Raw genomic sequence first — 14279 nt, 5'->3', positions numbered from 1 at the left:
CAATAAGCGTCATTTCGGGGGAAATCGCGGCGACGCTGGCATGGCGGGCCATCCCCCGCTATCTGCGCGCCATGACCGAGATCACCGCCACGATCGTCGCCGAGCACGGCCTCTCCCCGGAAGAATATGAGCGCGTGCTGCATGCGTTGGGGCGCGAACCCAATCTGGTCGAACTCGGCATCTTCTCGGTCATGTGGTCCGAGCATTGCAGCTACAAATCCAGCCGCCTCCACCTGAAGAAGCTGCCGACCACCGGCCCGCACGTCATCTGCGGCCCCGGCGAGAATGCCGGCGTGATCGATATAGGTGATGGACAGGCGGCGATCTTCAAGATGGAGAGCCACAACCACCCGTCCTATATCGAACCCTATCAGGGTGCGGCGACGGGGGTCGGCGGCATCCTGCGCGACGTATTCACGATGGGCGCGCGGCCGGTCGCGAACCTGAACGCGCTGCGCTTCGGTCGGCCCGATCATCCGAAGATGCGGCACCTGATCTCCGGCGTCGTGTCGGGCATCGGCGGCTATGGCAATTGCGTCGGCGTGCCGACGGTGGGCGGCGAGGTGAATTTCCACCCCGCCTATGACGGCAACATCCTGGTCAACGCGATGACCGTCGGCGTCGCCGATCAGGACAAGATCTTCTATTCCGCCGCCAGCGGCATCGGCAATCCGATCGTCTATGTCGGGTCGAAGACCGGGCGCGACGGCATCCACGGCGCGACCATGGCCTCGGCCGATTTCGGCGACGATGCCGATGCCAAGCGCCCGACCGTGCAGGTGGGCGATCCCTTTACCGAGAAGCTGCTGATCGAGGCGTGCCTGGAACTGATGGCGACCGACGTGATCGTCGCGATCCAGGACATGGGCGCCGCCGGCCTCACTTCCTCGTCGGTCGAGATGGCGTCGAAGGGCGGTGTCGGCATCGAACTGGTCATGGACGACGTGCCGCAGCGCGAAACCGGTATGACGCCGTACGAGATGATGCTCTCCGAATCGCAGGAGCGCATGTTGATGGTGCTGAAGCCCGGCCGCGAGTCGGAGGCCGAGGCGATCTTCCGCAAATGGGAACTGGATTTCGCGGTCATCGGCCGCGTCACCGATACCTGCCGCATGGTGTTGACGTGGAAGGGTGAGACGGTCTGCGACATTCCGCTCGGGCCGCTGGCCGACGAGGCACCGCTCTATGACCGGCCGCACGTACCGACGCCGAAGCCCGCCCCGCTCCAGAACACGCCCGGCTCGCCGGATATCGCCGCCGATCTGCTGACGCTGATGGGATCGCCCGACATCGCCAGCCGTCGCTGGATCTGGGAGCAGTATGACCACATGGTCGGCGCCGACACCGTGCAGCGCCCCGGTGGCGACGCCGCCGTCGTCCGCGTCCACGGCACGGACAAGGCACTGGCGATGACCACCGACTGCACGCCGCGTTATTGCTTCGCCGACCCGGTCGAAGGCGGCAAGCAGGCGGTGGCCGAGGCATGGCGCAACCTGACCGCAGTCGGCGCGACGCCGCTCGCCGTCACCAACTGCCTGAACTTCGCCAATCCGCAGCGGCCCGAGATCATGGGCCAGATCGTCGGCTGCCTCGATGGCATGAGCCAGGCGTGCATCGCGCTCGATTTCCCGATCGTGTCGGGCAACGTGTCGCTTTATAACGAATCGAAGGCGACCGGCGGCGGCTCCGCCATCCTGCCCACGCCCGCGATCGGCGGTGTCGGCCTGATGCCAGACTGGTCGAAGAGCATGACGATCGCGTTCAAAGCCACCGGCGACATCATCCTGACCGTCGGCACGCGCGGTGGCCATCTCGGCCAGTCGCTGTGGCTGCGCGAGGTGCACGGGCGCGAGGAAGGACCGCCGCCGCCGGTCGATCTCGCCGCCGAACGCCGCACCGGTGATTTCATCCGCGAGGCGATCCGCGCGGGGCAACTGACCGCCTGCCACGATGTGTCCGATGGCGGCATCGCGGTGACCATCGCCGAAATGGCGCTGGCCGGCGGCATCGGCGCGATGATCGACCGCAAGCAGCCCTATGACTGCGCGCGCTCGTTCTTTGCGGAGGATCAGGGCGTCTATATCGTCACCGTCCACGACCATGCGCTGCTCGATTTCCTCGGTGCCGCGCTGAATGCAGAGGTCGATGTCGAACCGCTGGGTCGCACCGGCGGCAAGCGCCTGATCTTCGAACGGCCCGACCGCGACGATGTGGTGGCGCTCGATTCGCTGCGGGCCGCCCATGAAGGCTTCTTCCCAACCCTGATGGGGTCGGATGCGGCACTGGCGTAAAAATAACGCAGCGCAGCAGGAATAGTCATCGGCGGTTAACAATTCCAGTTAAAAACGGCTTTACCTTGCTGCACTGCATGATAGCTTCCTGTGCACGGGAGGCATGATCGTTATCGTTCGCGGGAACGGACACGCCCCTGAAAACGGGGAGATTTCATGACAAAGCGTATGTTCCGCCGCACGATGACGGCTGCCTTCGCACTGGCGATCGCCAGCCCTTCCATGGCGGCCACGGTGACGGGCAGCAGCAACGGCCTGTCCTATACCGCCTCCAACTCCATTGTCGGCACGACCGGCACCGGCACGCAGGTCGCCGTACCGCCGGGCAATCCGATCTATTGGGCGACCGACGCGAAATATAGCGGCGTCGTCTCGCTCATCATGAACCGCGGCGCCGCCGGCAGCTTCATCTGTTCGGGTGCGCTGATGGCCGACCGCATGTCGATCCTGACCGCCGGCCACTGCGTCAGCGATGGCGCCGGCACCGCCAATCCGATCTCGACCACGGCCTATTTCTACAACGGTACCGATCCCGATCTGGTGACGTTCCAGAGCCCGCTGGCGACCGCGATCTCGGTCAGCGAGTATTTCGTCAACGCGGACTATACCGGCCAGGTCATCGATCAGAACGACATCGCCGTCCTGCGCCTGTCGCAGGCCGCACCGTTGTTCGCGCAGGGATATGGCCTGTACACCAACGACCTGACCGGCACCGATTTCAACGTCACCGGTTATGGCGCGCGATCGTCGACCGGCGGCAATGTCGGTGACGATCTCGGCGTCGGCCGGCGTCGTCAGGGCGACAACACCTACGACTTCCGCCTGGGCGATAGCACCATCAATGGCGCTCTCGATTTCCTCAGCGATGGCGCGCAGACCGACTACACCTACCTGTCCGATTTCGATAACGGCCGGCGCGCCAATGACGGCTCGTGCATCCTGACCGGCCTGGTCGGCGTCGAAAGCTATAAGTTCTGCAATCTGGGCCGCGGCGCAACCGAGGTGTCGATCGCCGGTGGCGATTCGGGCGGTCCCAGCTTCGTCGATGGCAAGATCTCCAGCGTCAATTCATTCGGGCTGACGTTCGGAACCGAGACCGGCGACGTCGACGAGGAACTGAATTCCACCTTCGGTGAATTCAACGGCTTCGTCCCCACCTCGATCCACGCCAGCTGGATCAGCAGCGTGCTGGCGGTGCCGGAGCCGTCGACCTGGGCGATGATGCTGACCGGGTTCGGCCTGACCGGCATGGCGCTGCGTCGCGGCCGTCGTCGTACCCGCGTGACCTTCGCCTGATTAACTCGCGTCACCCGCTACGCCGGTCGTCGCGGGTGACGCATTCTTTCGGCACGCAAAGCGCTATCGCGCGCGCCGCCCGCGTGCCAATCGGCGGCGATGATCTCCGACCCCGCCGACCCGACGCCCCCTGACATCCGTTACGACACGCTCGACGTCATTCGCGGCGTCGCGGTGATGGGTATTCTGGTCGCCAATCTGCCTGCCTTCGCGCTACCCCGCGCCGCCTATTTCTCGCCGCTCGCCTGGGGCGGCACCGGCCCCGCCGACATCGCCATCTGGTTCGCCAACTTCGTGCTGATCGAGGGCAAGATGCGTGGCCTGTTCTCGTTCCTCTTCGGCGCCTCGATGCTGCTGGTCATCGATCGCGCGGGGGAAGACGGCGCGCAGGTGCATCTGTGGCGGATGGCGACGCTGTTCCTGATCGGCTGCATGCACCTGTACCTGATCTGGTGGGGCGACATCCTCAGCCATTACGCGCTGGTCGGCGGCCTCGCGCTGATGTTCGCGCGGTTGCCCGTCCGCGCGCTGGTGCTGGCGGGGCTCATCACGCTGACCATGGAGACGGTCATCAGCGGCGTCGCCACGCAGATGCTGTTCGACAGCGCGCCGCGCAACACCGCCGCCGCCACGGCGATCTGGAACGGCTATTCCGCCATTTTCGGTATGCCCCCCGCCGGCGTGCTGTCGGCGGATATCGCCGGGCAAAGCGGCGGCTGGTGGGCGGGCGTCCGGTGGCGCTGGGACCATGCCGATGCCCCGTTCGCCTCGCTCGTCTATGTCGGGTTGCAGACGTTGAGCGCGATGCTGTTCGGGATGGCCGCCTGGCGCAGCGGCTTCCTGACCGGTGGCTGGTCGCCGGCGCGGTATCGCGGCTGGGCGATCTGGTGCCTGGGCCTCGCGCTGCCGGCCTATGCGCTGCTCGGCTGGCTGACGATCGCGCACGGCTTCGACCAGCGCTGGGTGATGACCGGATCGATCTTCGCCAGCGAGCCGATCCGCATGGTCGCCGTGGCGGGCTATGCCGCGCTGATCGTGCTGCTGATCCGGCCCGGCGGGCGGCTGACGCGCCGGCTGGCGGCGACCGGGCGCAACGCCTTTACCAATTACATCGGCACCAGCGTGCTGATGACGTTCGTGTTCGGATGGGGCCTGCACCAGTTCGCGGCGTGGAACCGCGCCACGCTCTATCTGCTGATCCCGGCCGTGTGGGGCCTGATGCTGTGGTGGCCGACGCGGTGGCTGGCGCGATACCGTTATGGCCCGCTGGAATGGGTGTGGCGCGCGATGGCCCGGTTGGAACGACCGCCCACGCGGCGCTGAACCGGCCCGCTCTGACTCAGCCCGGCATCGCGCGGCGACCGAATCCGCCGGCGGCTGGACGGCGCACCGGCACCACCGGATTCGCCTCCCGCTCCAGCAGCGCCAGCGTCTGTTCGAACAGCGGCCGCAAGCGCGTCACCTGCTCCAGCGCTTCCTCGGGCGTGTCCTGCCGCTCGACGCAGTCGCGGGCCACGACCTCGATCGTCTCGGCCAGCGCCGCCAGCGGCATCGCGCCGAATTGCCGCGCCTCACCCTTCAGCGTGTGCGCCGGCATGACCAGCGCCGCTGCCTGATTCGCGCGCATCGCCGCCTCGATCGCGGCGACCGACTTCACGCCATCCTCGCGAAAATAGCCGAGAATGCGCACGAAGCCCGTTCCCAGTTCGGACTTGGCCGCCGCAAAGGCCACCCCATCCACCAACGTGCTTCCGTCCAACGACACCCGACTGCTCCCGCGACTTCCGGTTCCAGCCTCGGGAGGTACCGCAATCCGGTAAACAGAAGGTTGCCGCAGGCCGTTTTGCGCAGGATCGGACCTATCCCGCCGAACCTACTCCTTCGTATCGAACGGGTTCTTCGGCGCGCGCATCGTCACACGGACGGGCACCGCCCCGAATCCCAGTTCGCGCCGCATCGAATTGACCAGATACCGTTCGTAACTGGCCGGCAACTGGTCGACCCGCGTGCCGAAGATCACGAAGCTCGGCGGCCGCGTCTTCACCTGCGTCACGTACCGCATCTTGATGCGGCGGCCGCCCGGCGCGGGTGGCGGATTGGCCTCGATCGCCTTTTCAAACCAGCGGTTCAGCTCGCCGGTGCCGACCCGCTTCGACCACGCCTCGCGCACCTCGAACGCCGCGCCGATCAACTGGTCGATCCCGCGTCCGGTTGCGCCCGACACGGTGATGACGGTGACGCCCTTCACTTGGCTCAGGCCGTCCTCCAGCGCCTTCTTCACGCCGTTGAACAGCGACGACGCGTTTTCAGCGATGTCCCATTTATTCAGCGCGATCACCAGCGCGCGGCCTTCGGACAGCACCTTGTCGGCGATGCGCAGGTCCTGCGCCTCCAGCCCCAGCGTCGCATCGAGCAGCAGCACGACGACCTCGGCGAAATCGACGGCGTGGAGACCGTCGGCGACCGACATCTTCTCCAGCTTGTCCTGCACCTTCGCCTTCTTGCGCATGCCGGCGGTGTCGATCAGCTTTACCGCGTGCGGGCGGCCGAGCAGGTCCATCCACGTCCAGTCGACCGCGATCGAATCGCGCGTGATGCCCGCTTCCGGCCCGGTGATCAGGCGATCCTCGCCCAGCATCCGGTTGATGAGCGTCGATTTGCCAGCATTCGGCCGGCCGACGATCGCCAGCTTCAACGGCGCGTCGAGCCGCTCGTCATCCTCTTCATCTTCCTCGGGCGGGAACTCGTCCTTGTCCTTGTCGATGATCGCGACCAGCGCCTCGAACAGGTCGCCCACACCTTCGCCGTGCTCGGCGGACATCTGCACCGGATCGCCAAAGCCCAGGCTCAGCGATTCGAGGATGCCTTGATTGCCGCTCGTGCCCTCCGCCTTGTTCGCGACCAGGATCACCGGGGTGGCGGACTGGCGCAGCCAGCGGGCGATCTCCTCGTCCAGCGGCACGATGCCGGCGCGCGAATCGAACAGGAACAGTGCTACATCGGCCTGCCCGATCGCCGCCTCGGTCTGCAACCGCATCCGGCCGGGCAGCGTCTGGGCGTCGTGATCCTCGTATCCGGCGGTGTCGATGACGCGGAATTCGAGGCCGACGAGGCTGGCATCGCCCTCCCGCCGGTCACGCGTTACGCCCGGCCGGTCATCGACCAGCGCGAGCTTCTTGCCGACGAGGCGGTTGAACAGAGTCGATTTGCCGACATTCGGCCGGCCGACGATCGCGACCACGGGGAGTTTGGGCATCGTGGCGCTGTAGCCGCAGACGGGGGCGGCGTCACCCCGCCGGTATCAGCCGCAAAATCCGATCCGTGGCATCAGGCGCGGACCGCCGCGATCCCGGCAATCCCGATCAACGATACGCCGCGATCTGCCCCTTCTGGTCCAGCACGTACAGCGTCTGGTTGGCGACGATCGGCGACAGGCCGAACGGCACCTTGGTCTCGATCGTCTGCATCACGCTGCCATCGGTGGGCGAGGCGAAGACGATCTGGCCGCGCGAATTGGTCATCACCAGCCGGTTGCCCGCCAGCACCGGGCCGAACCACGTGATCGGCCCCGACCGCTTCTTGATGTTGCGGAACCGCGGCAGTTGCGCGATCCAGCGCGCCTTGCCGCTCGCCCGCGACAGCGCCGCCAGTCGCGCATCGTCGGTCACCACGAACAGCCATTCGCCCGCGATCCACGGTGTCGAGATACCGGCGAGGTTCTGCTCCCACAGCCGCTGCCCGGTCGACAGTTCCAGCGCGACCATGCGCCCGCCCTGCCCGACCGCATAGACGCGACCCTGATCGACCACCGGCGCCGCATCGATATCGGCCAGGCTCGACACCGACGTGGCGATCGACGTGCGCGACAGCGCATCCTGCCACAGTACGCGGCCATTCTCGTATCGATAGGCGGACAGTTCGCCGCTCGAATAGCCGGCGACGACCGAACCCTGGCTGGCGGCAGGCGCGGCGACGCCGAACACGCCTTGCGTCTCCAGCGTGCCGGACTGCGCCCATTGCACCTTGCCGTCGGCCTGGTTGATCGCGAAGATCTGGTTGTCCTGCGACAGGACGTACACATTGCCATTGGCGACCGTCGGCGCCCCGCGCAGCGGACCGCCGGGCTTGGCCCGCCACAATTCCTTGCCGTCCGCCGCGTTCAGCGCGACAACGTCGCCCAGACCGTCATCGGCATAGACCTTGCCGTCGTCGTAACTCACGCCGCCGCCGAAGCGCGATCCGCTGTTCTTCTTGCCGGGCGACAGTTCGACCGTCCACAGCGTCGCGCCGGTATCGGCCGCGATCGCATGCACCGCCGCGGCGACGTCGATCACGAACATCTTGCCCTCGGCCACCACCGGCGTCGCCGCCAGCCGCTCCCGCGGGGAGCCGCCATTGATCGTCGCCTGCCACACGCGGGCCGGCGTCGCGCCGAGCGCCAATTGGCCCATCGACTTGGCGGCATTGCCACCCGGCTGCGACCACGCGTCGTTCGCCGCCGAGGCGGGCAACGTCACCTGCACATCGGCCAGCGACGGATCGGTCGCGACGCCGTTTTCGGACGTCAGGATCGACACGCGTTCGCCGACGGTCGGCGTCTTCTTGGGGCCACCGCCCTTGAAGATGCCGCACGCGCTCAGCGCCACCAGAGCCGCCACCATCACCGGGGCGCGGAAATGCTTGATCATTGCGACGGGCTATCCTGATTGGTGGTGCCGGCGGGCTTTCCGGCCGCACCCGACGGAAGGGCATCCACGCCCAATACGCCCGCCATCTGAACGGCACGTTGACGCAGCGAATCGGGCACGCCCTCGTCCCGCGCGATCCGGCCGAACAACTGGCCGGCCTGCGCCTGCTGGCCCAGGCGGATCTGCGCCAGCGCCATCATCTCGCCGGCGCTGCCCAGCCACGGATTGCCCGGCACCGCCAGCGGCCGCATCCGCTCGACCACGGTCTGCGGCTTCAGCGTATCATACTCCGCGGCGGTCTGGCGGATCAGCGCCAGATCGCGGAACGGCTGGCCGACGCCGGTGTCGGTGGCGACCGAGGCGAAGATCGCCGCCGCCCCCTTCAGGTCCTGCTTCTGGAGCAACAGATCGGCCTGCGTGAACTTGGCCAGCGCCCGGTATCCGGCGGCGTCCGATCCGGCGAGCGTCTTCAGCGGCGCGGCGGCCTTGTCGAACTGTCCCTGGCCCAGCGCGTCGAACGCGGTCTGCAACTGCTCACCCTCGGCACCGGCGGCCTCGCGGCTGCGGTGCTGCCAGAACAGGAACCCGCCCAGCAGCGCCAGTGCGGCGACCACGCCAGCGATCGACCACAGCCCCCATTTCGTCCAGAAATTGGTCAGGCGATCGCGGCGAACCTCGTCATCGACTTCGCGAAGAAAGGCCACATTGGTGTCGGGCGGCAGGGCCAAGGACTAGCTCCGGGAAAGGCAGGCGGGAAAAAACGGGCAGGATTTGGGAACCAGCGCCTTTAGCGACGTTGCCCGCGAAACGGAAGCGGATCAATCCGCGGCCGGCGCCCTGGCCGCGTACACCTGTTCCACGCCGGGAAAGCTGCGCGCCCTGACGTCGGCGGCATAGCGCGCGGCGGCATCCTGTATCCGCGTGGCGAGATCGTCGTAGCGTTTCACGAAGCGCGCGGTGCGGTCGAACAGGCCCAGCATGTCCTCCGCCACCAGCACCTGCCCATCGCACTGCGCCGATGCGCCGATGCCGATCACCGGGCAATCCACCGCATGGGTGATGGCGATCGCGATCGGTTCGACCACGCCCTCCACCACGATCGCGAACGCGCCCGCATCGGCGATGGCGGTGGCATCGGTGGCGATCTTGGCCGCCTCCGCCTCAGTCCGGCCACGCGCGCCATAACCGCCCAGCACGTTCACCGCCTGCGGCGTCAGGCCGATATGACCCATCACCGGAATGCCGCGTTCGGACAGGAAGCGGACGGTCGCGGCCATCGCCTCGCCCCCCTCAAGCTTCACCGCCGCCGCGCCGGTTTCCTTCAACAGCCACGCCGCACTGTCGAACGCCTGTTCCGGCGACCGCTCGTAACTGCCGAACGGCATGTCGATGACGACCACCGCATGGTAACTGCCGCGCACCACCGCCGCGCCGTGCGCCGCCATCATCGCCAGCGTCACCGGCACCGTCGACGGCAGGCCATAGATAACCTGCCCCAGGCTGTCGCCGACCAGCAGCATGTCGCAATGCGGATCGAGCAACTGCGCGTTGCGCGCGGTGTAGGCGGTCAGCATCACCAGTGGCTCGCCACCGCCTTCGCGACTGGACTTGCGCGCGCGCATGGCGGGCACGGTCAGCCGCTTCAGCGGGGCCGGCGTCGGGTTGGCGCGGCTGGTGGCGGTGTCGAGCGTATAGGTCGTGGACATGGCCGCGATCCTTACCCCCGCCTGCTCAACCGATCCAGCGCCTCAACCGATCCAGCCGCGCCGCCGCGCGCGCGACGCCAGCCACAGTTGGAACACGCCGACCCCCAGGATCAGCGCCGGAAACCCCGCCGCCTCGGCCAGTCCCTTGTGCGCGATCAGGTCGGTCGCCACGAACACCCAGCCGAACATCGCGACGATCCCGACCAGCGACACGATGAAGAACTGCCGCGCCACCGTCGATCGCAACAACAGCGCCAGCGCGCCGGCAAAACCCGACCCACCGTCATCGCGAACAGCGGATTGTACCAGACCGGCAGCGCGCCATAAAACATCCGGTCATAGGCGGTCGACGGCCCCATCGCCTCCGCGCCCAGCCGCACCTGCTGGATGTAACTGACGATCCCCATCGCGCCCCACAGCATCAACGCGATCGCCACCAGCCAGAACCACCGCGGCACCCGCCGCCGGTCCGGCCCCCGATAACCGCCCCAGTCGCCCATCACCGCCCCCTCTGCCCGCCAGCAGGTGTGCGCCGCCCGCCGCGATCAGGCAAGTACCGGTACCGCCGCGTTCAGCGGCCCGGAAACAGCCCCGCATAGGCATCGGAATCGAACCCGGCCCGCACCTCACCCCCCGTCACCACGATCGGCCGTTTGATGGCCGACGGATGCGCCAGCATGATCCGCACCGCCTTCTCCGCATCCAGATCGGCGCGGGTCTCCTCGGGCAGCTTGCGGAACGTCGTCCCCTTGCGGTTCAACACCGTCTCCCACCCCAGCCGATCGACCCACCCACGCAACTGCCCCTCGTCCACGCCGGCCTTCTTGTAGTCGTGGAAGTCATACGCGACGCCCTGCGCATCGAGCCACGTGCGCGCTTTCTTCACCGTGTCGCAATTGGGGATGCCGAATAGGGTGACGGCCATACGGGTTCTCGATGTTTGGAGTCTGGTACTAGGTTGACCAGTGCGAATGGAAATAGCAGCTATTCCGCTGGCGCCTATTAGTGGACGTTGGGATGGCGATCTGGGCTCCCGAGACCGGCCATTCGTTAAGCGCGATCTTTTCTTTTTCTCTGTCTCCGATAGGCCATTTCGAGGATGGACAATCGGGAACAGATTTTGGGAAACGGGGTGCCCCGTTACCAACCGAGCAATTTAGACGGGCGATGGCGTTTGCTCGACGCTCAGATTGGGGCAGCGTAACCAGATGCCCCAGCGTTTGAATCTAACCGCCCTCCTCGTGGACGAATATGACATTGCTCTCTCCTTCTTTGTCGGGAAGCTTGGCTTCGAGTTACGGGAGGACACCGCGCTTACAGACGACAAGAGGTGGGTCGTGGTTGCGCCATACGGCGCGACCAGTGGACTGTTATTGGCGCGGGCTGTCGGTGAAAGGCAACGTAGGGCGATCGGCGACCAGAGCGGCGGTAGAGTTTTTTTGTTTCTAGAAACGGATGACTTCACCCGTGACCACCTCGCCTACACGCAGCGGGGTATCTGTTTCGTTGAGACGCCTCGCCATGAACCTTATGGCATTGTAGCTGTATTCGAGGACCTCTACGGCAACCGCTGGGATCTGATCGAGCCTTTCGCCGCCCCAGAGATCATGCACGATTGAGCGTCCTTTTCGCGAAAAGCGGCAGCACGGAAATGTCGGCTATTACCATCTGTCTTGCCGAAAGCCGCTTGTCTGCTACCACCAATCCCGGACGCCGCTTAAAAGCATCCACCCCCCTCACGGCGTCGCCAGCTTCATCATCACCAGCCCGCCGACGATCAACAACGCCGCCATCACGCGCATCGGCGTGACCGCTTCGCCGAACACCATGATCCCGACCACGAACGCCCCCACCGCGCCGATCCCCGTCCAGATCATGTACGACGTCCCCAGCGGCAATGTGCGCATCGACCAGGACAGCAGGCCGAAACTGATGAACATGCCGCCGATCGTCACGACGCTCGGCCACAGTCGCGAAAAGCCGTGCGACTGCTTCATCGCGCCGGCCCACACGATCTCGAACAAACCGGCCAGCACCAGGGAAATCCACGCCATGACAGCCTCCTTCAGGCTGCCGGGCCGTCCCGGTCTTGAACACCCCGGACGCGGGGACGGGAACGTGGTCGCCGCGGGCGTCAGATAATCGGCCGTGGCTCTTTTGACTACGATCGCGGGGGCGTGGTGCGATCGGTCAAATCGGGTAGAAGCCTCATCATGACCCACCCGTTCTACTCGCTCCACCGCCAGCGTATGGTGCGCGTCGCCGCCGCCACGCCCGGCGCCAGCGTCGGCGACACGCGCGCCAATGCAGCGGCGACGATCGCGCTGGCGCGGGACGCGGATGCGCGCGGGGTCGATCTGGTGGTATTCCCCGAACTGAACCTCACCAGCTACGCGATCGACGACCTCCACCTGCAATCCGCACAACAGCGCGCGACGCGAGATGCGATCGCGGCGGTGGTCGCGGCCAGCGTCGACCTGAAACCCGTGCTGCTCGTCGGCGCCGCGCTCCAGCGGAACGGCCGGCTGTACAATTGCGCGGTCGCGATCGCGCGCGGCCGGGTGCTGGGCGTCGTGCCCAAGACGTTTCTGCCCAATTACCGCGAATATTACGAAAAGCGCTGGTTCGCGAGCGGCGGCGGCCTCACCGGCCTGACGATCGAGATCGATGGCGAGGATGTGCCGTTCGGCCCCGACCTGATCTTCGCGGCCACCGACCTGCCCTTCTTCACCTTCCACGCCGAAATCTGCGAGGATTACTGGGCGCCCACCCCGCCCTCGACGATGGGCGCGCTGGCCGGGGCGCTGATCTGCTGCAACCTGTCGGCGTCCAATATCGTCATCGGCAAGGCGCGCGAGCGGGCGATGCTGGCGGCCGCGCAATCGGCGCGCGGCGTCTGCGCCTATGTCTATGCCGCCGCCGGGATCGGTGAGAGCACCACCGACGTCGCGTGGGACGGGCAGGGCCTGATCCACGAACTGGGCGAACAGATCGCCGAATCGCCCCGCTTCTCACGCGAACCGCACCTGACCGTCGCCGACATCGACACCGAACGACTGGCGCAAGAGCGCAGCCGCTTCGGCACCTTCAATGACGCCGCGATGTTTGCCGGCCACCTCGAAACCCGCTTCCGCCGCATCGGCTTCGCACACGGTGAGGATGTCGGCGACCACGGTCTCGAACGCGCCGTCCGCCGCTTCCCCTTCGTCCCCAACGATCCCGCCGGGCGCGACGCCGACTGTTTCGAAGCGTTCAACATCCAGGTCGAGGCACTGGCGAAGCGGCTGGAAGCGGCGCAGGCGAAGACGCTGGTGATCGGCGTCTCTGGCGGCCTGGATTCCACCCACGCGCTGATCGTCGCGGCCAAGGCGATGGACCGGCTGGGTCGCCCGCGCGCCGATATCCTGGCCTTCACCCTGCCCGGCTTCGCCACCGGCGAGGGGACGAAGGCCAATGCCTGGGCGCTGATGCGCGCGCTGGGCTGCACCGCCGACGAGATCGATATCCGCCCCGCCGCCCGCCAGATGCTCGGCGACATCGGCCACCCCTTCGCCGACGGTGAACCGCAATATGATGTGACGTTCGAGAACGTGCAGGCGGGGCTGCGCACCGATTACCTGTTCCGCCTCGCCAACCAGCGCGCCGGCATCGTGCTGGGCACGGGCGATCTGAGCGAGATGGCGCTCGGCTGGTGCACCTATGGCGTCGGCGACCAGATGAGCCATTATGCGGTCAACACCGGCGTGCCCAAGACGCTGATCCAGTTCCTGATCCGCTGGTGCATCCGCGACGGCCAGTATGATGCGGCGACCAACGATGTGCTCGCCGCGATCCTGGCGCAGGAGATCTCGCCCGAGCTGGTGCCGGCGGGCGCGGACGGCGCGCTGCAATCGACCGAGTCGATGATCGGCCCGTACGCGCTCAACGACTTCTTCGCGCATTACGTGCTGCGCCACGGCCTAGCCCCGTCGAAGATCGCGTTCCTGGCGTGGCACGCCTGGCGCGACGTGGATGCGGGCCGCTGGCCGGCGGACTTCCCGGCGGACGCGCGTGTCGCCTATGACCTGCCGACGATCCGCCACTGGCTGGAGAAATTCTGCTATCGCTTCTTCCAGACCAGCCAGTTCAAACGGTCCGCTTTGCCCAACGGCCCCAAGGTGTCGGCCGGCGGCGCGGTCAGCCCGCGGGGCGACTGGCGCGCCCCGTCCGACGGCACGGCGCAGGTGTGGATCGATGAACTGAACGTCAACCTGCCGTAACCATCTTGAAATAAATCGCGCACGGGCGCATTGTCGCCA

Annotated in this window: 14 protein-coding genes; 5 read left to right on the top strand and 9 right to left on the bottom strand. The window is 66.7% G+C overall.

From position 1 onward, the window contains the following. The first annotated feature begins 71 nt into the window (after nt 1-71). From purL to ASG67_RS12030, 3 genes are all read left to right on the top strand, one after another. Nucleotides 72-2291 carry a phosphoribosylformylglycinamidine synthase subunit PurL gene (purL, locus tag ASG67_RS12040; RefSeq protein ID WP_056530272.1) on the top strand — a complete coding sequence of 740 codons (2220 nt, stop codon included), beginning with the start codon at nt 72-74 and terminating at the stop codon, nt 2289-2291. A gap of 156 nt (nt 2292-2447) precedes the next feature. After that, nucleotides 2448-3587: a trypsin-like serine protease gene (locus ASG67_RS19225; RefSeq protein WP_082543501.1), complete on the top strand. Its 1140-nt coding sequence runs from the start codon at nt 2448-2450 to the stop codon at nt 3585-3587. A gap of 99 nt (nt 3588-3686) precedes the next feature. Continuing rightward, nucleotides 3687-4910 carry a DUF418 domain-containing protein gene (locus ASG67_RS12030; RefSeq protein WP_056530266.1) on the top strand — a complete coding sequence of 408 codons (1224 nt, stop codon included), beginning with the start codon at nt 3687-3689 and terminating at the stop codon, nt 4908-4910. A gap of 16 nt (nt 4911-4926) precedes the next feature. Here the strand turns inward: ASG67_RS12030 and ASG67_RS12025 are convergent, their stop codons facing one another. The 8 genes from ASG67_RS12025 to ASG67_RS11995 all read right to left on the bottom strand — a co-directional run bounded on the left by ASG67_RS12025 (nt 4927) and on the right by ASG67_RS11995 (nt 10906). Continuing rightward, a complete protein-coding gene (locus tag ASG67_RS12025; protein WP_235535180.1) occupies nt 4927-5352 on the bottom strand; it encodes an Hpt domain-containing protein in 426 nt (141 codons plus the stop codon). A 108-nt stretch (nt 5353-5460) separates the two neighbouring features. Continuing rightward, on the bottom strand, nt 5461-6843 hold the full coding sequence (gene der, locus ASG67_RS12020) for a ribosome biogenesis GTPase Der (RefSeq protein WP_056530260.1): 1383 nt from the start codon (nt 6841-6843) through the stop codon (nt 5461-5463). Nucleotides 6844-6949: 106 nt separating this feature from the next. Next, entirely contained in the window at nt 6950-8275 is a 1326-nt protein-coding gene (locus ASG67_RS12015; RefSeq protein WP_056530258.1) for a PQQ-binding-like beta-propeller repeat protein, read from the bottom strand. After that, nucleotides 8272-9003, bottom strand: coding sequence for a tetratricopeptide repeat protein (locus ASG67_RS12010; RefSeq protein ID WP_056530256.1), 732 nt, complete (start codon nt 9001-9003; stop codon nt 8272-8274). The genes ASG67_RS12015 and ASG67_RS12010 overlap by 4 nt, the downstream gene beginning before the upstream one ends. A 90-nt stretch (nt 9004-9093) precedes the next feature. Continuing rightward, nucleotides 9094-9981, bottom strand: a complete 888-nt coding sequence (gene panB / locus ASG67_RS12005) for a 3-methyl-2-oxobutanoate hydroxymethyltransferase (RefSeq protein WP_056530253.1) — start codon at nt 9979-9981, stop codon at nt 9094-9096. A 42-nt stretch (nt 9982-10023) separates the two neighbouring features. After that, a complete protein-coding gene (locus ASG67_RS19530) occupies nt 10024-10170 on the bottom strand; it encodes a hypothetical protein (protein WP_235535179.1) in 147 nt (48 codons plus the stop codon). After that, nucleotides 10137-10481 (bottom strand): hypothetical protein, encoded by a 345-nt coding sequence (locus tag ASG67_RS19705; protein WP_268796290.1) that lies wholly within the window; start codon nt 10479-10481, stop codon nt 10137-10139. Before ASG67_RS19705 ends, ASG67_RS19530 begins: the two co-directional genes overlap by 34 nt. Before the next feature lie 71 nt (nt 10482-10552). After that, complete coding sequence (locus ASG67_RS11995; protein ID WP_056530250.1) at nt 10553-10906, bottom strand: ArsC family reductase; 354 nt, start codon at nt 10904-10906, stop codon at nt 10553-10555. A gap of 283 nt (nt 10907-11189) precedes the next feature. Here ASG67_RS11995 and ASG67_RS11990 point away from each other — a divergent pair, with 283 nt between their 5' ends. Then, nucleotides 11190-11600 (top strand): VOC family protein, encoded by a 411-nt coding sequence (locus tag ASG67_RS11990; protein WP_056530631.1) that lies wholly within the window; start codon nt 11190-11192, stop codon nt 11598-11600. A gap of 117 nt (nt 11601-11717) precedes the next feature. Here ASG67_RS11990 and ASG67_RS11985 read toward each other — a convergent pair whose 3' ends face one another. Beyond that, nucleotides 11718-12035 carry a DMT family transporter gene (locus ASG67_RS11985; protein ID WP_056530247.1) on the bottom strand — a complete coding sequence of 106 codons (318 nt, stop codon included), beginning with the start codon at nt 12033-12035 and terminating at the stop codon, nt 11718-11720. 159 nt (nt 12036-12194) lie between these two features. Between ASG67_RS11985 and ASG67_RS11980 the strand changes: the two genes are divergently transcribed. Next, nucleotides 12195-14240: an NAD(+) synthase gene (locus ASG67_RS11980; protein WP_056530244.1), complete on the top strand. Its 2046-nt coding sequence runs from the start codon at nt 12195-12197 to the stop codon at nt 14238-14240. Nucleotides 14241-14279: the final 39 nt, after the last annotated feature.

The sequence above is a fragment of the Sphingomonas sp. Leaf339 genome (genome assembly GCF_001426195.1).
Lineage (GTDB): Bacteria > Pseudomonadota > Alphaproteobacteria > Sphingomonadales > Sphingomonadaceae > Sphingomonas.
The sequence above is the reverse complement of the archived record's forward strand: the minus strand, read 5'-3'. Positions and strand labels throughout refer to the sequence as shown.